The 18,866-nt window shown below is 44.1% G+C and carries 15 protein-coding genes; 10 read left to right on the plus strand and 5 right to left on the minus strand.

The window, feature by feature from the left end; genetic code table 11:
* Window positions 1–27: 27 nt before the first annotated feature.
* Window positions 28–1,317, minus strand: a complete 1,290-nt coding sequence (locus ACXACS_RS14210) for a diguanylate cyclase (RefSeq protein ID WP_474807520.1) — start codon at window positions 1,315–1,317, stop codon at window positions 28–30.
* 360 nt (window positions 1,318–1,677) lie between these two features.
* Here ACXACS_RS14210 and ACXACS_RS14215 point away from each other — a divergent pair, with 360 nt between their 5' ends.
* Entirely contained in the window at window positions 1,678–1,953 is a 276-nt protein-coding gene (locus tag ACXACS_RS14215; RefSeq protein ID WP_474807522.1) for a putative quinol monooxygenase, read from the plus strand.
* Between the two features lie 83 nt (window positions 1,954–2,036).
* Here ACXACS_RS14215 and ACXACS_RS14220 read toward each other — a convergent pair whose 3' ends face one another.
* Window positions 2,037–2,396, minus strand: coding sequence for a winged helix-turn-helix transcriptional regulator (locus ACXACS_RS14220; RefSeq protein WP_474807524.1), 360 nt, complete (start codon window positions 2,394–2,396; stop codon window positions 2,037–2,039).
* Between the two features lie 168 nt (window positions 2,397–2,564).
* Between ACXACS_RS14220 and ACXACS_RS14225 the strand changes: the two genes are divergently transcribed.
* From ACXACS_RS14225 to ACXACS_RS14240, 4 genes are all read left to right on the plus strand, one after another.
* Window positions 2,565–3,266: a glutathione S-transferase family protein gene (locus tag ACXACS_RS14225; protein WP_474807526.1), complete on the plus strand. Its 702-nt coding sequence runs from the start codon at window positions 2,565–2,567 to the stop codon at window positions 3,264–3,266.
* Window positions 3,267–3,361: 95 nt separating this feature from the next.
* A complete protein-coding gene (locus tag ACXACS_RS14230; RefSeq protein ID WP_061485514.1) occupies window positions 3,362–3,853 on the plus strand; it encodes a (2Fe-2S)-binding protein in 492 nt (163 codons plus the stop codon).
* A complete protein-coding gene (locus ACXACS_RS14235; protein WP_474807529.1) occupies window positions 3,850–6,147 on the plus strand; it encodes a xanthine dehydrogenase family protein molybdopterin-binding subunit in 2,298 nt (765 codons plus the stop codon). The genes ACXACS_RS14230 and ACXACS_RS14235 overlap by 4 nt, the downstream gene beginning before the upstream one ends.
* A 7-nt stretch (window positions 6,148–6,154) precedes the next feature.
* Window positions 6,155–6,904, plus strand: coding sequence for a hypothetical protein (locus tag ACXACS_RS14240; protein WP_474807531.1), 750 nt, complete (start codon window positions 6,155–6,157; stop codon window positions 6,902–6,904).
* Between the two features lie 87 nt (window positions 6,905–6,991).
* On the opposite strand, the gene ACXACS_RS14245 is transcribed toward ACXACS_RS14240, so the two are convergent.
* Complete coding sequence (locus ACXACS_RS14245; protein ID WP_474807533.1) at window positions 6,992–7,486, minus strand: acyloxyacyl hydrolase; 495 nt, start codon at window positions 7,484–7,486, stop codon at window positions 6,992–6,994.
* Between the two features lie 287 nt (window positions 7,487–7,773).
* Between ACXACS_RS14245 and ACXACS_RS14250 the strand changes: the two genes are divergently transcribed.
* From ACXACS_RS14250 to ACXACS_RS14265, 4 genes are all read left to right on the plus strand, one after another.
* A complete protein-coding gene (locus ACXACS_RS14250) occupies window positions 7,774–8,424 on the plus strand; it encodes an NAD(P)H-dependent oxidoreductase (RefSeq protein WP_474807535.1) in 651 nt (216 codons plus the stop codon).
* 1 nt (window position 8,425) lies between these two features.
* A complete protein-coding gene (locus tag ACXACS_RS14255) occupies window positions 8,426–10,363 on the plus strand; it encodes a monovalent cation:proton antiporter-2 (CPA2) family protein (protein ID WP_474807537.1) in 1,938 nt (645 codons plus the stop codon).
* A gap of 267 nt (window positions 10,364–10,630) precedes the next feature.
* Complete coding sequence (locus tag ACXACS_RS14260) at window positions 10,631–11,764, plus strand: efflux RND transporter periplasmic adaptor subunit (RefSeq protein ID WP_474807538.1); 1,134 nt, start codon at window positions 10,631–10,633, stop codon at window positions 11,762–11,764.
* A gap of 3 nt (window positions 11,765–11,767) precedes the next feature.
* Complete coding sequence (locus ACXACS_RS14265; protein ID WP_474807540.1) at window positions 11,768–14,815, plus strand: efflux RND transporter permease subunit; 3,048 nt, start codon at window positions 11,768–11,770, stop codon at window positions 14,813–14,815.
* Window positions 14,816–14,981: 166 nt separating this feature from the next.
* Here ACXACS_RS14265 and ACXACS_RS14270 read toward each other — a convergent pair whose 3' ends face one another.
* Complete coding sequence (locus tag ACXACS_RS14270; protein WP_474807542.1) at window positions 14,982–16,631, minus strand: AMP-binding protein; 1,650 nt, start codon at window positions 16,629–16,631, stop codon at window positions 14,982–14,984.
* A 335-nt stretch (window positions 16,632–16,966) separates the two neighbouring features.
* Entirely contained in the window at window positions 16,967–17,548 is a 582-nt protein-coding gene (locus ACXACS_RS14275; RefSeq protein ID WP_474807544.1) for a TetR/AcrR family transcriptional regulator, read from the minus strand.
* Window positions 17,549–17,701: 153 nt separating this feature from the next.
* On the opposite strand from ACXACS_RS14275, the gene ACXACS_RS14280 reads away from it, so the two are divergent.
* On the plus strand, window positions 17,702–18,856 hold the full coding sequence (locus tag ACXACS_RS14280; protein WP_474807546.1) for an aromatic ring-hydroxylating oxygenase subunit alpha: 1,155 nt from the start codon (window positions 17,702–17,704) through the stop codon (window positions 18,854–18,856).
* The last annotated feature ends 10 nt before the right edge of the window (window positions 18,857–18,866 follow it).

Genomic DNA, 18,866 nt, shown 5'->3' on the forward strand with positions numbered 1-18,866 from the left:
ATACGATGAGCGATGTAGCAGGTTGCGCTACATCGCTTTATTCCACTCGCTACTTTTCGCTGCTATAGCTTGCCCACGTTGCTTTTTTTCGTACATTACCTCATCAGCTCGGTCTAGCCACTCCTGCACAGAGTCGATACCTTCGTTCCACTGCACCCAGCCAACGCTAAAGCTGATAGGAACGACATCTTTACCATCGATATCAATTTCAAATTTACTGTTTTTTATTCTGTCAAAAAATACAGCTGTTTCGTCCTCATTAGTACCGTAGAGTAAAATGACAAACTCATCACCGCCGATACGACCAAACCTGTCGCTATCGCGCAAAAGTGCCCCCATTTTATTAGAGAACTCAACTAACGCTTTGTCGCCTATCTTATGCCCGTATTTATCGTTTATTTCTTTAAATTTATTGAGATCGACATAGACAAGGGTTGACGCTTTTTGACCTCTTCCCATTCGAGCAATCTCATCGCTTAACTGACAGAAGATCTCTCTTCTGTTGGCAAGCCCAGTAAGCGAGTCGGTTTTAGAAAGATGCTCTAATTTAGTTACAGCACTCATTAAAGCCTGCTGCTGTGTTTTCTCTTTTGTTATATCGTCTGCGGTACCTAAAATAAGCGACTGCATCTCTCTATCGTCATAGATTAAACTGCCTCGGTCATGAAGGTATTTAACCTCACCTTTCGCATCATAAATACGGTATTGAATATCCCAATTTTGTAAAGGACGCTGACTAAACTGTTTTAACACCCGGGCCTTATCATCTTCGTGAACATGGTCGATAAAGCTCATAGGATTACAATAGAGTTCGTACTCGTTGCGACCGAGAATATTTGCATATCCATCATTAACGTAGTGCAGCTTCTTAAAATCTGGTGTTGCAACCCAAATGAAAGTTCTGTCCGAAAATGCGCTTACGATCTTACTGAACAAAGCGTCGATCTGGAAAAGCTCAGACTTAATACGCTTTTTCTCGTCGATATCCTCGACCACAGAAATAAAGTAGTCTGGGTTACCTTGCTGGTCTCTGACGAGGGAAACTGTCAGTTGGGCCCATACCTGCTCTCCGTCTTTTTTTAGATAGCGTTTTTCAAGCGTATAGCTCTCAATATCGCCTTCTAAGAGACTTTCTAAATGATCCAGATCTTCAGCGAGATACTCGGGTGCTGTTAGTTCCTGAAACGTTAGTTTGGTAAGTTGTTCGTTTGTGTAGCCTAAAAAGTCACATAGGCATTTATTCACACGAATGAAGCTCCCATCCACACTAACATGAGCAAGCCCTACCGGGCACAAGTGAAAGGTTTTTTCAAACATAGGGCATCGCCCCGCTAAATAGGTGCATTCCGTCGCCTTAAAAATAATGTTTAATTCACTAGGTTAGTTTATAGCGTATTTATTTTTCTTTAATTTCGCGCCTCTGAAAATCAGGACGTTACAACCAAATCCATTACTTATACTTAAGTATAAGTAAGTATAGATTAGTTTTTTGTATTAGCTAATGAATATAACTAAGAAAAAGGCTTAGATAGAAGAAGTTACGTGCGCGTCAGCATTATCTAGAGCACAGAATTCAAAAAGGTGCATTTTATCTTAAAAAAGCGGTGACTTGACTTTAAACGCTAACTTAAAATTCTTGATATGCTTATGTTTAACTCTTTTTTGAGGGACAGTGTTATGGTCGAATTCTCCGTCATTATTTATTCTAAACCTGATCAGCAGAGCAGATTGTTAGAAACTTTAACACCGCTAGTTGAAGCAAGCCATGAAGAACCGGGCGCAATCATGTACGACCTACATTCATCTGGTGACGGTGTATTTGTTATAACCGAGAAATGGGAGTCTCAAACTGCGCTTGACGCTCATGAAGCGACAGCGCATTTTAAAGGCTTTCAGGATAAAGCGGGGACGCTTGTTGAGAAGGTACTAAGATTGCCGCTGGTATCAATGTAGTATAATTATCTTAAGCGGTAGTTTTAAAACGGTGAACAGCAACGCTCACCGTTTTCACTATTTTATAATCTGCACGTTACAGCTTAGTCGTTCGTATGGCTTTCAGACCAGACTCTTAACTGTTCGAGAATGTCTAAGGCAGAACGGCCAAAATCCGTCAGGCTATAAGCAACGGCTATAGGGCGAGAGTCGATAACATTGCGTATCACCATACCGTTGTTTTCAAGCTCTTTTAGACGCTGGTCTACCATCTTGCGGCTGGCGCCACCAAGCATTCTACATAAGTCGTTAAATCTAACAGGCTCATCTTTGAGATGATAAATAATAGAACCCGTCCACTTTCCACCAATTAGGCGCATTCCACGCTCTATAGCACAAGGCTCTGTGCACGTATTTAAAACGGTTTTTCTACCCTTAGCGTCTGTTTTTATTTCACTTTCCATCAAATTTCCTAAAAAAACCACCTAGTTACTAAAAGTATACTAATTGTTTGTTTGAACAAGGTAACTAAAATAGACCACATAAGCAAGTTTGCCTTTAAGTTTACCTTTAGCTAATTCGTCTAATATCAATGTAAAAAGTTCACTGCGGGCCTCTTTGGAGTGTAAGCCATGAAAGATATTCATTTATACACCGCAAGCACAATGAATGGATGGAAGCCCGTTATCTTTTTAGAAGAGGCTGGTGTAGATTACGACTTAACTCACATTGACTTCGCCTCTCGGCAGCAAAAGTCGCCTGAATATATAGCCATCAATCCCAATGGCCGCATCCCAACTATCATCGATAAATCTAACAATAACTTCGTGGTTTTCGAGTCCGGCGCCATACTTTGGTATCTAGCGAAAAAGTATCAAAAGTTCATTCCGCAAAACAACGATAAGGAATCAGAAGTTCTGCAGTGGCTAATGTTTCAAATGGGAGGGATCGGGCCAATGATGGGACAAGCCATGTTCTTTCAGCGGATTGCGCCCAAACAGGGTGAGCACAACTCCTACGCCACTAACAGGTACGTTTCAGAAAGTCGGCGCCTTTTAGAAGTGCTAAACACAAGGCTTGAAGGTCGAAGTTATTTGGTGAACGACGAGTTCACTATTGCTGACATGGCAACCTACCCTTGGGCCAGGGCCTATCATTGGGCAAAAGTAGATGTTTCGGGTCTAGAAAACCTTAAAGCATGGTTTAAGCGCATCGATCAGCGCAAAGCAACTCAGCGCGCACTAACTATTCCGGAACCTTTTGAGGCTTTCTTTGGCAGAGGGGATTCAGAACAACAAGCTAAGCAAGAGAAAGCTAACGCTGACAGATTTTAGTATTACTAATTAAAACAGGCAAAACAGACCGTTCAAACCAAGTGAAGCGCCTTGGCGAGAGCATATTGAACATTAACTTCACGGTGACACAAACCATGATTGAATTTACATTAAATGGAAAAAAAGTGCAGACAGATGCTGCATCAGATACGCCTCTCGTTTGGGTGATACGCGATGAGTTTGGATTAAAAGGTACCAAGTTTGGGTGCGGCGTTGCCATGTGTGGCGCATGCACGGTACATATTGACGGTAACGCTATTCGCTCTTGCTCTTATCCTGTTTCGTTAGCTAAAGGCAAGAACGTAAACACTATCGAAAGCCTCAACAACGAGCATCCGCTGCAATCTGCTTGGGTAGAAGAGCAGGTTCCTCAGTGTGGCTATTGCCAGTCTGGTCAAATCATGCAAGCAGCGACCTTACTAGACAGAAACCCAAATCCGAGCGACCAAGATATCGTTAACCACATGAGCGCAAATTATTGCCGCTGTATGGCTTATGCGCGGATAAAAAAAGCGATCAAGCGCGCCGCAACGTCTTCAGTTCAATATTTTGACCCAAACGCTTCATCAGAAGGTGAAAACGCATGAGCATGAAAAACATCTCTCAAGAAAAGAAAGACATGATCAACTTATCTCGCCGTTCTTTCATGGTGGGGTCAATGAAAACATCTTTATTTATGGCATTTGGTGCTGCCGCTATTCCATCTCTGTTATCAGCGAAAGAAAGTATTCAAACTAAACAGTTTTCACCAAATATCTGGTTTGAAATGGATACAGATGGCAACGTCATCGTCAACATCGCCAAAGCGGAAATGGGTCAGCATATTGGTACGCCAATCGCTAGAATCTTAGCTGATGAACTTGAGTGCGACTGGGATAAAGTGTCTATAGTGCACGTTGATACAGACCCAAAATGGGGCTTCATGGTAACAGGCGGCTCTTGGTCAATTTTCCATACCTACAAGCCTATGTCTCAGGCAGGCGCCGCTGGCCGCATGGTGTTAATTGATGCTGGAGCAAAATTGCTTGGCGTACCTGCCGATAGTTGTAAGGCAGAAAAAGGCTTTGTTATCTCAGGTAACAAGAAAATTAGCTATGGCGATATCGTAGCGAATGGCAAAGTAGACAAAACATTCAGTGCAGATGAGCTTGCTGAACTGCCGATTAAGCCGGGTAAAAAACGCCACCTTATTGGTGTTAATGCAGACTACAAGGCTCTCGACATCCCGCCAAAAACTAACGGTACTGCAGTATACGGCATTGATGTTGAAGTGGAAAACATGCTTTATGCACGCCCCATTCTACCTCCTACTCGTTATGGCAGTGCAGTAACGAATGTGGACGACAGTAAAGCTAAGAGCTTACCGGGATACAAAGGTTATAAAGTGCTTACCGATCCAAGCGGTACCATCGAAGGCTGGGTTACTGTATTGGCTACAGACTACCCCACCGCGATTAAAGCCGTTGATATGGTGAAAGTTAGCTACAACGCCGGTAAAACTGCCAATGTTTCTGAAGCTGATATACAAAAAGAAGGCGAAAGAATTGTACGTGATCGCAAGGAAGGCACCGTTTTTGTAGATGAAGGGAATATAGAGCTGGCGCAAACGAAAGCGGCACAAACTATTGAGGCTTTATACACCACCGCTACTGCCAATCATTTCCAGCTAGAACCACTTAACGCTATTGCTGAATTTAAAGGCGGTAAATGGCATATTCATACGGGTAACCAGTGGCAGAGCCTAACACTCCCTACTGTAGCTAAGGCCGCAGAAGTACCAGAAAGTGATGTGATCCTTCATCAATATTATCTTGGCGGTGGTTTTGGTCGACGCCTTTATGGAGATTGGATTGTTCCAGCTTTGCTTACAGCTAAAGCTGCTGGCCAGCCAGTCAAATTGGTGTTCATGCGCCCGGATGATACATTATTTGATCAACCCCGCTCTGCATCTACCTCACTGTTTAATGCGTCGTTTGATGAAAATAATCAGTTTTTAGGCATGGAGCATGCGCTTGCGGCAGGCTGGCCAACACTAAAAATGGCACCGGGATTTCTAGCACCAGGAGTAAGCGGCGAAGGAAAAGTCGATATGTTCTCGGCATCTGGCGCCGACCATTGGTACACCATGTCTCACCATCGCGCCCGTGCGGTTAACAATAAGGTGGCACAAGATACATTTACGCCAGGTTGGCTGCGTTCGGTAGGTCAAGGTTGGATTGTATGGGGCTTAGAATCATTTATTGACGAAGTGGCAATGAAAGCGAACAAAGACCCCGTCGACTTCAGACTTGCTATGTTAGATGGAAAAGGAAAACAAGGAGGCAAAGCGCCAGAAAGTGTCGGCGGTGCCACTCGACTCGCCAATAGTCTTGAGATTCTTAAGAAAAAGACGGCGAATGTTAAACTTGGTGCTGATGAAGGCATTGGCTATAGCGTAAGTGCAGGTCAAGAACGCACTATGCCAGCTTGGCTCGCGACTGCAGCTCATGTTCACGTTAACAAGCGCACAGGAAAGATAACGGTTAAGAAGCTATGGGTTGTTTCTGATGCTGGTATTGTTATTCATCCAGATGGCGCAATAGCGCAGCTTGAGGGTTCATTGCTGTGGGGATTGAGCTTGGCATTGTTTGAACATAACGAAGTGAAAAACGGTCAGGTTTCAAAAACAAACTTACATACCTACCTTCCTCTACGTATGAACGATGTTCCAGAAATGGATATTGAACTTGTTGAAAGTGAGGAGTTTCCAGTAGGACTGGGTGAACCAGGCGTTATTGGTGTCGCGCCGGCTATCGGCAATGCCGTGTACCAAGCCATTGGTGTACGGCTACGTCATTTGCCCATGCTTGCTCAACACGTTACCGCAGCACTAAAAGCATGAGGGCAGTATGATGAAAATGATATCTGCTTTAGGAGTAAGCGCCCTATTCGCACTTATGCTCATCGGGTGTAGCTTACATGAAAATGACGATAGCAATCATGAAAGTTTAACTGCTAACGCTTCACAAGTGGCTAACTCAACACCTGCTTTTGAAGCTTATCAGCAAGATCCTAACCCAACGACTGCGTTCAACTACTTGTTCGATGTAGCAACACATCCACGGTGTGTGAATTGTCACGGTGTTATTGAGGACGGTGCTCACCGTCCAACGGTGGGCGACAACAAAACTCCTCATCCGATGAACATAACCTCTTTGAACAACTTAAAAATGGCTGTTCAAGACGGAAAGTTTGTTCAGGTTGGCGAGACGCACCCCGTAAACTGCCGTGGGTGTCACCAAGATGAAAATGCGCGTGAACCCGGCAGGCCTCCTGGCGCAGCAAACGACCTTATGCCAGGTTTCGTGTGGCACATGCCGCCTCCTACCATGATTATTGGTAACGACATGACCCCCTCAAAGTTATGCAACAATTGGTTAAACCCGCGTTTGAACTCTTTTCTTGCTCAACGTGGGGGTAGAGATGACATGAAAACGTTCAAAAAAGAATTTGAACACCATGTCAGTGATGATCCATTAGTGAGATGGGCATGGAACCCCGGCCCAGGCAGAACACCTGCTCCTGGGACACATGCACAGTTCGCTAAGGCAATGTCGGTTTGGATTAACGGCGGCGCACCTTGCCCGACAGAAAGTTAAGTTAAAAAAGTCTTTGCCCGAAATTGAACAGCCCGTTTTAAGCGGGCTGTTTAAGGAAAGAAGTAGGCACAACTTGTTTAGGCGAGATTAGAAATGATAGTGAGCACTTAATACGAACGATTCTGAGCCTGGGTTTGTATCACCTAGTCCGCCGTTAGATATATGCCCGACTTCAGCCTCTAGCGAAAAAGATTCAGAGAAATTGTAGAGTCCGGAAAGTGATGAGTAGAATTCAATGGTGTCGCCTAAATTTTCAGATTCATCAACAATGCCCGCGTGAAAGGCAACGCGCACGGAAAAGTCATTGTATTTGTAGACGTCTTTTGCCAATCCAGCCGCGAAATAGTGTTGGCCTTGATCTGCGTTTACCAAGAGTACCGTTGGCCGGACTCCGTAGAACGATTCAAGCGGTTTGTGGATATAGGCCACATGCAGAGCGTAACGGTCTGCATCATCAAACAAGTTCCATACCGCAGCCCCAGCTTTAAGCTCACTTCCTTGCGGCAGGGCTTGAGTAGAAAAAGAAACAAGGGGAGAAAGTAAAGATAATGCAAGTGTGAGTGTTTTTACTGGTGTTTTCATGGTTATACTGTTCTAAGCAGAGGTTAAAAATAGTGTTCCGTCGACGCTTCTATTCGAAGCTGTTTTTATACGTGAGTACATAATGGTAATCAGGTTACTTTTTTCAACCTATTAAATATTAGTAACCTTATAACTTTGAGGAAAAACACATTCTTATTTGCTCTAAACGTACAGATTGAATTAATGAATAACCTAGGTTTTTTTGACCTTTGCTGTGTTTTGCACATCAAAAATCAACGGCTCCTTATAGCTCAACGAGAGCTGGCTGTAACACTGAGTAGAAATGTATGACTGACGAGAACATCATTGAAAGCACTGTAGAGAGCACCAAGAAAAGTAAGAAAGTACTGGTTCTCTTTGCCCACCCCGCGCAAACCCGTTCAGAAGTAAATGTGCCGCTTTTTCACGAAGCAAAAATGAATAAGCACGTTACCGCCGTTGACCTGTACGCAGAATACCCAGATTTCAATATTGATATTGAGCGGGAACAGCAGCGTTTAGTTGACCACGATGTCATTATTTTTCTGTTTCCTCTTTACTGGTACTCAACGCCTTCTATTTTAAAAGAGTGGCAAGATTTGGTTTTGGAATATGGGTTCGCGTACGGCCACGAAGGTACTGCGCTTAAAGGTAAATTGTTTTTTTGTGCGTTGAGTGCTGGCGGCAAAGAAGAGGCCTATCAAACTGATGGCTTTAATCATTACACCATCAGGCAACTACTTCAGCCTTTAGAGCAAATGGCACAAATCACCCATATGACCTACATCGCTCCATTTGCAATATTTGGCTCGCGTACTGCGCAAGAAGAACACCGGGTAGCTCAACATAGGAGTAAGTGGTCAACCCTGCTTAATAAATTAACGTCGAACACCCTCGATTTAGAAAAGGCAAAGCGCATCGAGAATCTGGCAGACCTTTGTACACCTCAAGGAGATTAATGTGACTGGCTATTTTCTATATGCATTTATCTATCTGGTCGCCGCCGTAATCGCAGTGCCCATTGCGAAGCGCCTTGGTTTAGGGTCTGTATTAGGCTATTTAATAGCAGGGCTAGTGATTGGCCCCATATTCGGCCTTGTTGGTGACGAAACTGTCGCAATTCAGCATTTTGCTGAATTTGGTGTAGTCATGATGCTGTTTTTAGTTGGGCTAGAGCTAGAGCCCCGCTCTTTATGGGCAATGAAGTCAAAGCTTATGGGATTAGGCGGTTTGCAATTAGCATTTACTACCGCGCTTATCACTGGTGTCGCTCTGTTGCTTGAACAGCCTTTCAGCATTGCTCTTACCATTGGTCTTATTTTCGCCCTTTCTTCAACCGCCATTGTTTTACAAACGTTGCAAGAAAAAGGGCTGCAAAAAACAGAAGGTGGTAAAAGCGCCTTTTCCGTTTTGTTGTTTCAGGATATCGCGGTTATTCCCATGCTTGCCCTTATCCCCCTCCTTGCCATACCCGAACTGGTAGAAGCAGGAAATGCACATGGCGGCGATACAGGGTCACACGATAGCTTTAATTTAGTTGACGGGCTTGCCCCTTGGGCATCAGGTCTTGTGATCATTAGTTCAATTGCCTTTTTAACCATCGGAGGACACTACTTAAGTCGCCCCTTATTTAAGTTTGTTGCTGCGTCGGGTTTACGGGAAATTTTTACCGCCACAGCGCTTATGCTCATTATAGGAATTGCAGCACTAATGGGACTTGTAGGTCTCTCTCCCGCCCTTGGTGCATTCTTGGCTGGTGTAGTTTTAGCAAACAGTGAATTCAGGCATGAACTTGAAGCCAATATCGAGCCGTTTAAAGGCTTATTGTTAGGCCTCTTTTTTATAACGGTAGGCGCAGGCATTAACTTCTCTGTACTTAGTGAGAGCCCAATGCTAATAGCAGGGCTAACCGTAGCTGTTATGCTTGTGAAAGCCATTGTGCTGTTTATCATCGCCTTAATTTTCAAAATAAAAGGCACAAACAAATGGCTGTTCACACTAAGCCTTGCCCAGGCGGGGGAGTTTGGCTTCGTACTGTTAAGTTTCGCCTCGCAAAACTACGTGTTGCCTAGCGACATCATTTCAGTACTTTCGTTAGTCGTGGCAATTTCTATGTTTTTAACGCCAGGGCTTTTCATCTTATTCGACAAAGCCATAATTCCTCACTATAAAAACGCTAAATCACAACGTGACGAAGATGTTATCGACGAAAAAGGTACCGTGGTTATTGCAGGAATTGGGCGCTTTGGGCAAATTATTAACCGTCTTTTAGTAGCCAACGATGTAAATACCGTTGTCCTCGATATTCGTTCTGAGCAAATAGATCTAATAAGAAGTATCGGCACCAAAGCTTATTTCGGTGATGCATCCAAACCTGACATTTTGCATACCGCTGGGGCACACGAAGCCTCTTTGTTGGTTATCGCCATTGACGACAGAGAAACAGCCGCAGAAATGGTAAAGTACGCAAAGCATTCATTCCCTAACACTAAAGTGCTTGCACGTGCCTTTGACCGTGGTCATGGATACCGCTTGCGCCAGCTGGGCGCAGATTATGTAGTATCTGAAACCTATCACAGTGCGCTAGAGATGGGCGCAGAAGCATTACGCTCACTCAATATTCACCCCTTTCAGGTTGAACGACAAAAGATGGCCTATAAAAATATTGAGACGCAACAAAACGATGTGTTGTATCACGCGTGGGTGGATGAAGCCAGTGGCGAACGAGTTGATAATAATTACCTTAAGCTCTTTATTGAACTGGAGTCACTAATCGAAGGTGCGCTTAAAGCAGATTTACACGACAAACATTCAAAGATGCGTGGTTGGACTCCACCGCCTAAAGGTTATGCTGAAAAACTAACGCCCGATGAGAAACCAGATAACGCAAAGAAGTAATGGACGTGTAACTTAGCGGTATTTCTGTTGCGTATTCGCGTTACGGGTCGAAGATGTTGATTTGAACTCGCTGGTTAAACCTTGAACTGGTGAGCAAAAATTCTGATCGAAAACGAAAAATAACGCTATAACCTTTAAGTACGTTGAAGTAAGCGTATATTAGATTTCTATACCATCCGCTTTAATGATGGTTAATAGGCGCGTAATACAAGATAACCCATTGCCAAAATGGGAACGAAAAGTGGTTTATTTAAATGGAGAGTTACCATGTTGTCTAAAAAGAGTCTCTTTAACAGTGTAGCCGTGCGCGCTGTGGTTGCATTTACCGCACTTGCTGGCCTAAGTGCGTGTGAAGACGCCCCTACTCCACCTAAAACTGTATCTTCAACACCGGTAACGCTTTATGAAGTTCAGCATTCAGACGAAACCATTGCTAAATTCCCAGGGCAAGTGGAAGCGGCTGAGTATTCAAACCTTTCTTTTCGTATAGGCGGTAAGCTTCAAGAACTTAACGTAAAAGCAGGCGAGGAAGTGAAAGAGAACCAGCTTATCGCACGGCTTGACGACCGAGATGCAAAAGCACAACTCGCCACCGCCCAGTCTCAGTTTGATGTGACTTCAGCTATGTTTGAACGTATGGAAGCGTCAGTTGAAAAAGGCGCGGTAAGCCGCTCTACTTTTGATGAAGCAAAGGCCAATTTTTTAGCGGCTAAAGCCAGCCTTACCAATGCACAAGACCAACTCAGTTACACTGAGCTTCGCGCTCCTTTTGCTGGGCTTATTGCATCTGTACCCGTTGAAAACTACCAAGTCATTGTGCCTCAGCAAACCATCGCCGAGCTTCATATGCCAGGCGCGATTGATGTAACGTTTCAGCTGCCAGAGCAAAAAATGCGCATGATTGATCGCTCTCGAGCCCGTGAAAACCGTACCTCGGAAATGGCGTGGGTCACCTTTTCCGGCATGCCAGAGAAGCGTTACTCGGCTATGTACAAGGATCACGAAAGCACCACGCGTCAAGGTGAACTTAGCTATGAAGTGACCATTACCCTGCCAGAACCAGACGATATTAATGTATTGGCAGGCATGAGCGCTACCGTATTACTTGATATGACCAAGCTCATTGAATCTGATGCGAAACTGTGGTTAGTCCCTTTTGGCGCTGTAGTTACAGACAATGCAGAGCCAGACAAAGCCATTGTGTGGCGCTTCAAACCAGATAGCAATGATGCAAAAAAAGGTACAGTCGAAGCGGTAGAAGTTATGATCACACGGGGAATTTCTAACGGCTTACTCGTAGAAGGTCCGTTGAACGACGATGATAAAATCGTTGCTGCAGGTGCTCATTTAGTAAAAGAAGGCCAATCTGTAACTGAGTGGACGAAAGAAGGAGGCCTGTAAATCATGGTCGAGTATTTTTTTCGTCAAAAAGTAATAAGCTGGATGGTCGCCATCATTTTAGGTGTTGGCGGTATTGTGACGTTTCTTGGCTTGGGTCAACTAGAGTTTCCAGAATTTACAATCAGAAATGCACTTGTTATTACCCAATATCCAGGTGCGACGCCCGAACAAGTTGAAGAAGAAGTCACGCTACAGCTTGAAAAGGCTATTCAGCGTATACCCAACGTAAAGCGCATTAGTTCTGTAAACATGGTAGGGCTATCGCAAATTACGGTAGAGCTTAAAAGTAGCGTTCAGGCTAAGGACCTTGAACAATACTGGGATAATTTGCGCCGTAAAGTAAATGACGCGCAGGCATCCCTGCCTCCGGGCACTGGCACCTCTATCGTAAATGACGATTTTGGTGATGTGTATGGACTTTTAATGACCTTGCAGAGCGAAGACTACTCATTAAAACAGTTAGAAGATTTTGCTGACCTAATGCAGCGAGAAATCCAACTTGTAGAGGGCGTTAAAAAAGTCTCCATTGCCGGCACTGTTAGCGAGCAAATTATCGTATCTTTAGATCACGATAAAATGAAAGCCCTCAATATTTCTGCAGAATCAATCGCTGGTTTGTTAACTGCGCAAAATGTGGTGGGTAATGCAGGCTCAATTAAAGTTCAGGGCAAACGCTTATCCATACAGCCCACCGGCGAATTTGATGACTTAGAAGCATTAGGTCAAGTTGTTATTGGCTCACCGGCAAGCGGGCTGATTCGCCTCACCGATATCGCAACTATTGAGCGCAAACTTAACGACACCCCCTCGCTTCTTTACCATAGTTCTGGCACCCCTGCCCTGTCTATTGGCGTGTCGTTTGCGTCTGCAGTAAATGTAGTTGATGTGGGCAAGCGTCTTGATACTAAAATTGCCGAATTAGAACAACGCATGCCCCTCGGCATGAGCCTTAATACGGTTTACAACCAGCCAGCGGTGGTTGACGACTCCGTAACCGGCTTTTTGATTAACCTTGTTGAAGCCGTGGCCATTGTTATTTTTGTACTATTGCTTTTCATGGGCTGGCGCAGTGGCGTTTTGATGGGGCTTATTCTCGTACTGACTATTCTTGGTACCTTTATCATGATGTCAATCAAAGGTATTGAGTTACAAAAAATCTCTTTAGGGGCGCTTATCATCGCCCTCGGCATGCTTGTCGACAACGCTATCGTGGTTACCGAAGGCATGTTAATTGGCGTTAAAAAAGGACAAACTAAGCTTCAGGCGGCGAAAGACGTAGTGTCTCAAAACGGTTTACCTCTTCTAGGCGCCACCGTAATTGCCATTACCGCTTTCGCACCTATTGGGCTCTCTCCGGATGCTACTGGCGAGTTCGTTGGCTCACTGTTTTGGGTACTGTGCTTCTCGCTATTTTTAAGTTGGATCACTGCTCTTACTATTACGCCTTTCTTTTTCGACTTACTGTTTAATACAAATAAAGAGCGTCAATCAAATGATGAAGATGATGACCCTTATAAAGGTATTATCTTCACCGTTTATAAACGAATACTTACCGCTGCGATTAATCATAGGTATATCACTATTGTACTTGTCGTAATTGCCTTAGTCGGTAGCATTGCATCGGGTAAATTCGTAAAAAACGCGTTTTTTCCTAACTCATCTACTCCGCTCTTTTTTGTTGACTTACGTCTGCCAGAAGGTAGCGATATTCTAACGACTGAACAATCGATACGCCGTTTAGAAGAAAAAGTAATGGATATGCCTGACATCGCTAATATCACCAGCGTAATAGGCGGCGGCGCACAGCGTCTTACCCTGACTTACTCACCTGAAGACCGCTACGCAAGTTACGGGCAACTTATCGTAGAAACCAATACGGTGGAAGCTCGCGATGCTAGAATGCGAGAAATCATTGAGTTACTTCGCGAAACCTTTCCTAATGTGCAGTACAAAGTGCAAGCACTTCAGGTAGGTCCTTCTGCGAAAGCGGCTATTGAGGCCAGGATATACGGGCCCGAGCCTGAGGTTTTACGTGAGATAAGTAGTGACGTAGAAGCTATATTCCAAGCAGAACAAACCATGGACAGCGTGCGTTTGTCGTGGAGTAATAAAGTGCCATTTGTTGAGCCAGTATTCTTGGAAGAACAAGCCAGGCGTATTGGTGTAACACGAGATGCTGTGCACACTGCGTTTCTTCTGAATAACGAGGGTGAAACTGTTGGCCTTTACCGCGAGGGCAGCGATTTAATACCTATCGTCATGCGCAACGATCCTAATCAGCGCTATGACATTGATAACCTCGCTTCGCTTAACGTATGGAGCCAGGAACAAAGTAAGTACATCAGCATGGCTGACGTGATCAGCAACGTGGATGTGACCCTTGATAACCCTATCATTAAGCGCCGTAATCGAGTGCGCATGCTCGCCGTTTATGCAGAGCCTCTGCCCCTATCGGGCGAAACGGCAGCCAGCGTGCAGGCGAAAGTTAGACCTCTTGTAGATGATCTTGAGTTGCCTGATGGTTACCGCATCGAATGGGGCGGCGAGTACGAGACCTCGACTGATGCACAAAGCGCACTATTTTCGAGCATGCCGATTGGAATTTTGGGTATGTTTATCATTACCGTATTACTGTTCGGTAGATTGCGCCAAGCGTTAGCGATTTGGGGCGTTATACCACTTACTACTATCGGTATTATCGGCGGCTTAGTGCTCGTTGGTGCTCCATTTACTTTTATGGCGTTGCTTGGCAGTTTAAGCCTTATCGGTATGGTGCTTAAAAACGGTATTGTGTTGATGGAGGAGATAAACGTGCAGGCTAAGGGTAATAACGATGCGTTTAATGCCGTAGTTAAAGCATCGGTGTCTCGTGTACGACCAGTTTCTATGGCAGCCATTACTACCATACTAGGCATGATCCCGTTGTTTTCTGACGCGTTCTTCGCGTCAATGGCGGTAGTCATTGTATTTGGTTTGACTGTTGCCACCGTACTTACACTGCTTATATTGCCTGTGCTGCACTGTACGTTCCACGGTATAAAGTCTGAGTAAAAAGCCTACAAGCAAATTGTACAAAAAAAGCTGGCTCCTTTTTTAGGTTGCCAGCTTTTTTATGTTGGCGCTAATGCCTACAAAAGGTTACTGAACAGATGCCATTTTGGCCTAAGTTTCTGCTGTTTACACAAGCCATTTGAAAATTTGCCAGCTTTACTATTAGTTATTCACACCACAAAATTTTTGCTTGGTCATTGAGTGCTAATGCAGCTTCTCTAAATCTCGTCTCAATTTCAAAGCGTCTAATTTTCATCGTCGGCGTAAGCATATTATTTTCAACTGTCCATGACTCACTTGCCACAAGAATATGGCTTAGCTTTTGATGGTTTTCTAGGCTTTCATTAGTATTTTGAAGAAACCGCTCAAGCTCTCGTCTAATAGCGTCTTTATCTAATAATGATGCAGTATCGCTAAGTACAACTGCCGCGAAAGGTTGAGGCCTGTTGCTCCCCATCACACACGCTAATTCTATAATGTCGTGATTACACATCATTGCCTCGATAGGAGAAGGAATAATGTACTTTCCCGTTGTAGTTTTAAATTCGTCCTTTAATCGGCCTACAATTTTAAGAGCGCCCTGTTCGTCCCACTCGCCTCTATCTTTGGTTTTAAACCAGCCGTCGTCGGTGAAACTTTCACCGGTTGTCTCTGGGTTTAAATGATAACGGTTAAATACATTGTGGCCCTTCACCTGAATCTCATTATCTTGTGAAAGACGAACCTGGGCATCAGTAAAGGGCCTGCCTATTGTACCTATCATCGAAGATTTAAACGGATAGTTAATACACCCTGCCCCCGTTACCTCGGTCATGCCCCAGGCTTCAGAAATATAGATATCAAGGGCTTCAAACTCTTCAATTATTTCTTTCGCGATTGGTGCGGCAGCCGATACCCAAATCCTTGTTTCTTCGAAGCCTAAACTACATTTTATTTTTCGTTTAATACTTTGATTTATAGAAGGCTCCTTTAACAGCGCTGACAGTTTGTTCTTGGGAACAGTGTGATAAATTGAAGCAAGAAACTTGGCCCATAGGCGAGGAACTGAGAAAAAAACAGTTGGTTTTGCCGCTTTCAGGTCATCAATGAAGGTTTCAAGTGACTCGGAGAAATAAGTCACTGCTCCTGGGGCATAAATCATCATACCTTCGGTAACAACACGCTCGGCAATATGAGCAAGAGGTAGATAGGAAAAGAGCCTATCGCTTTGATTTACGTTAAACAATCTTGCAGTATCAGCACATGATGATGCATATGCAAGCTGTGTAAGTTCCACGCCTTTGGGCGTGCCCGTCGAGCCCGATGTGTACATGATACTGATAACACTATCAGCCGCCCCTTTAAAAAACTCACCGGTAAACGACTTTTGTGCCATCCAATCTTTCCATGTAATTGTGCCGTCAATCGAACCACAAGGAAGTGCTATCTGTGCAAGTGAAGAAGGAAACACCCGCATACCTATTTGATTATCGTCAAGCCTTCCAATGAATATAGCCTTGCATTTTGTGCGCTCAATAATAAAAGCCAGCGTTTTTTCATTTGCAGTTGGGTAAATGGGGATCGAAACCATACCAGCCAGCATTATCGCCCAGTCAGCTATGATCCATTCGGCGCTATTTTTGCCATAAATTGCCACAGCATCGCCTTTACCCAGCCCTAAATCATGCAAACCACCTATTAACGATCGCACCGCTTTTTCTACTTCTTTCCAAGTCCATACGCGCTGCCTTACACCATCAGGTTGGTAAAATGCCGGTTTCACAGCAAGATGTTTAAAGTTGTGGCTCAGCGCACTTAAAGGGAGTACATCATTCATTATTTCGCATCCTTAGGCAGTTAGTTAGGCACAAGGGAACCAAAACCTACCAATTGGTAGGCCAAATAGAAATAACTTACCAACTGGTAGGTTGTCAACAATAATAAAATTATTTGTAAAAAATTTTAATCGCTTAGAGGTGGCAAAATTTTTTGGTAGGACTAGGAATTGAGGGTTGTGAGACAAACAAACCGTTAGCAGAAGAGAAAGAGTGTTTTAATGGCTTTCCATTAGCTTTCATTTGTAGAAACAGGTTGAATATTGGCCCTATCAAGGGTCAATATTCACTTCAAGAAAGAGAAGCACCTATCGCAATCCCATGCAAGGTGCGCTTATTAATCAAAAATAATGCCCTTTAACATCTCCATGTGCTGCTTTTCGTGTCGCTCCCGCTCTTCAGGCGTATAAAGCTTGTCGAGCGTGGGACGGGAAACCACATAGTACTGCGTTGCGCCCAACAAGTGATACACAAAAGCAAACGGTGACTGCTCTTTAAAGTACCCGTGTTGTTGCCCGCTCGTTACAATACCTACAACATCATCGAGAAACGGGCGTAAAAACCACTTATGTGCCTGTTCAGCTCGTTCGCGATTATCAAGCAGCTCACGCATAAGCAATATAATTACTCTCAATCGTTCTTCATCAGCACATACCATTCTTTTAAATAGTGCGAAGAGTTGATTTGGCGCATTATCTGATTCAGTTTTTATTTCCTCTATCAAATCGACGAGATGATGAGCGGCCTGTGCTATTACGGCTGCGTAAAGTTTTTCTTTTGAAGGGAAATGATGCAGCAGGCCTTGTTTGCTAACGCTAACCTCCGCGGCAACATCGTTAATACTTGTGCCATAAAAACCATTTTTCGAAAAAAGAATTGTGGCGGTACTCAATAACTTATCTTTCGTTTTTAATTTCACTTCATCATTCCAAAGCAAAAAGTGTAAATAGTATATTGACAGCTTACCACCTGGTAGGTATTTTGTAAAAACCTACCACCCGGTAAGTGAATTAAAATACGTATACCGCGTTTGATTTATCAAAACATACGCTTCCCGTTTAGGAGTGACATCATGAACACCGATATCGAAAAGTTGTTGATTAAAAATGCGAAACAAAACGTCGCTAACAAAACCACCTCACTGGGTGATATTGAGGTTCGTTCAGACACCAACAGATACACTAGCCAATCTCGATTTAACGATGAACTAAAAAAGGTGTTCAATTCTCTACCGACCATTGTGGCTCATGCCTCTGAAGTAGGTGAGCTCGACAGTTATAAGGAAGTTAAGACAACTATGGGCTCGTTGATTGTCAGCCGTGATTCGAACAACCTCGTGCACGTATTTAGAAACGCCTGCCGACATAGAGGTGCGAAATTAGTTGAAGGCTCGGGGTGCAGTAAGCAGTTTGTATGCCCTTACCACGCATGGTCGTATACCACTGATGGCGCTCTTAACAACATTCCAGGTCACCAGCACTGCTTTCCAAATACCAATAAGTCAGACAATGGCTTAATAGCACTGCCTAGCATTGAAATGTATGGCTTTATATGGGTGTGTCCAAGCGCTGCTGAAAATGAAGATATCAAAGCCCATTTAACGGGTCACTTGGCAGGTATGAATGCGCACCTTGAGTGGCTTAAAGCAGATGAACTAACGCATTTCAAGCGCTTTACTAAGGTATGGAAGGGTAATTGGAAGCTCTTTTCTGAAGGCGGACTTGAGACTTATCACTTTGCATTTGCACACAAAGAGACCATTGCGCCGTTTTTTTACAACAATGTTGCGGTAATTGACAAGGTTGATATGCATTACCGGGTAGTTATGCCCACAAAGAACCTGTCGTCTGAGGAAGCACAGGCAACAGATAATTTATCGCTGCACGACTATAGCCACACGCTGTTCATGTTGCTGCCGAATACGGCGCTGCTTATACAAAAGGAACACGTGGAATTTATTAACTTTCGCCCGCTGAGCGCGGGAGAAACCGAAATTACTATTACGACCTTAATCCCCAAGAGCGCGGATCTTAACGATATTAATCAGCTTCGTCATTGGCAGAAAAACCACGACATCACCAATACCACGCTCAACGAGGATTGGGCTTTGGGTGAGTCTATCCAATCATCGTTAGAAAGCGGCGCCCTGCCCTACATTCAATACGGTAAGAATGAGTGGGCTTTACACGCCTTTAATGAAGAGCTTGATGCACTTCTTTCAGTGTAACGACTGTTTT

It is taken from the genome of Alteromonas sp. AWM4_230 (genome assembly GCF_056158305.1).

Bases quoted from the DNA above. Each gene is read 5' to 3' on its own strand.
- ACXACS_RS14215 (WP_474807522.1), top strand. From the start codon at position 1,678: ATGGTCGAATTCTCCGTCATTATTTATTCTAAACCTGATCAGCAGAGC.
- ACXACS_RS14260 (WP_474807538.1), top strand. From the start codon at position 10,631: ATGTTGTCTAAAAAGAGTCTCTTTAACAGTGTAGCCGTGCGCGCTGTG.
- ACXACS_RS14265 (WP_474807540.1), top strand. From the start codon at position 11,768: ATGGTCGAGTATTTTTTTCGTCAAAAAGTAATAAGCTGGATGGTCGCC.
- ACXACS_RS14225 (WP_474807526.1), top strand. From the start codon at position 2,565: ATGAAAGATATTCATTTATACACCGCAAGCACAATGAATGGATGGAAG.
- ACXACS_RS14235 (WP_474807529.1), top strand. From the start codon at position 3,850: ATGAGCATGAAAAACATCTCTCAAGAAAAGAAAGACATGATCAACTTA.
- ACXACS_RS14220 (WP_474807524.1), bottom strand. From the start codon at position 2,396: ATGGAAAGTGAAATAAAAACAGACGCTAAGGGTAGAAAAACCGTTTTA.
- ACXACS_RS14250 (WP_474807535.1), top strand. From the start codon at position 7,774: ATGACTGACGAGAACATCATTGAAAGCACTGTAGAGAGCACCAAGAAA.
- ACXACS_RS14240 (WP_474807531.1), top strand. From the start codon at position 6,155: ATGATGAAAATGATATCTGCTTTAGGAGTAAGCGCCCTATTCGCACTT.
- ACXACS_RS14245 (WP_474807533.1), bottom strand. From the start codon at position 7,486: ATGAAAACACCAGTAAAAACACTCACACTTGCATTATCTTTACTTTCT.
- ACXACS_RS14280 (WP_474807546.1), top strand. From the start codon at position 17,702: ATGAACACCGATATCGAAAAGTTGTTGATTAAAAATGCGAAACAAAAC.
- ACXACS_RS14270 (WP_474807542.1), bottom strand. From the start codon at position 16,631: ATGAATGATGTACTCCCTTTAAGTGCGCTGAGCCACAACTTTAAACAT.
- ACXACS_RS14210 (WP_474807520.1), bottom strand. From the start codon at position 1,317: ATGTTTGAAAAAACCTTTCACTTGTGCCCGGTAGGGCTTGCTCATGTT.
- ACXACS_RS14230 (WP_061485514.1), top strand. From the start codon at position 3,362: ATGATTGAATTTACATTAAATGGAAAAAAAGTGCAGACAGATGCTGCA.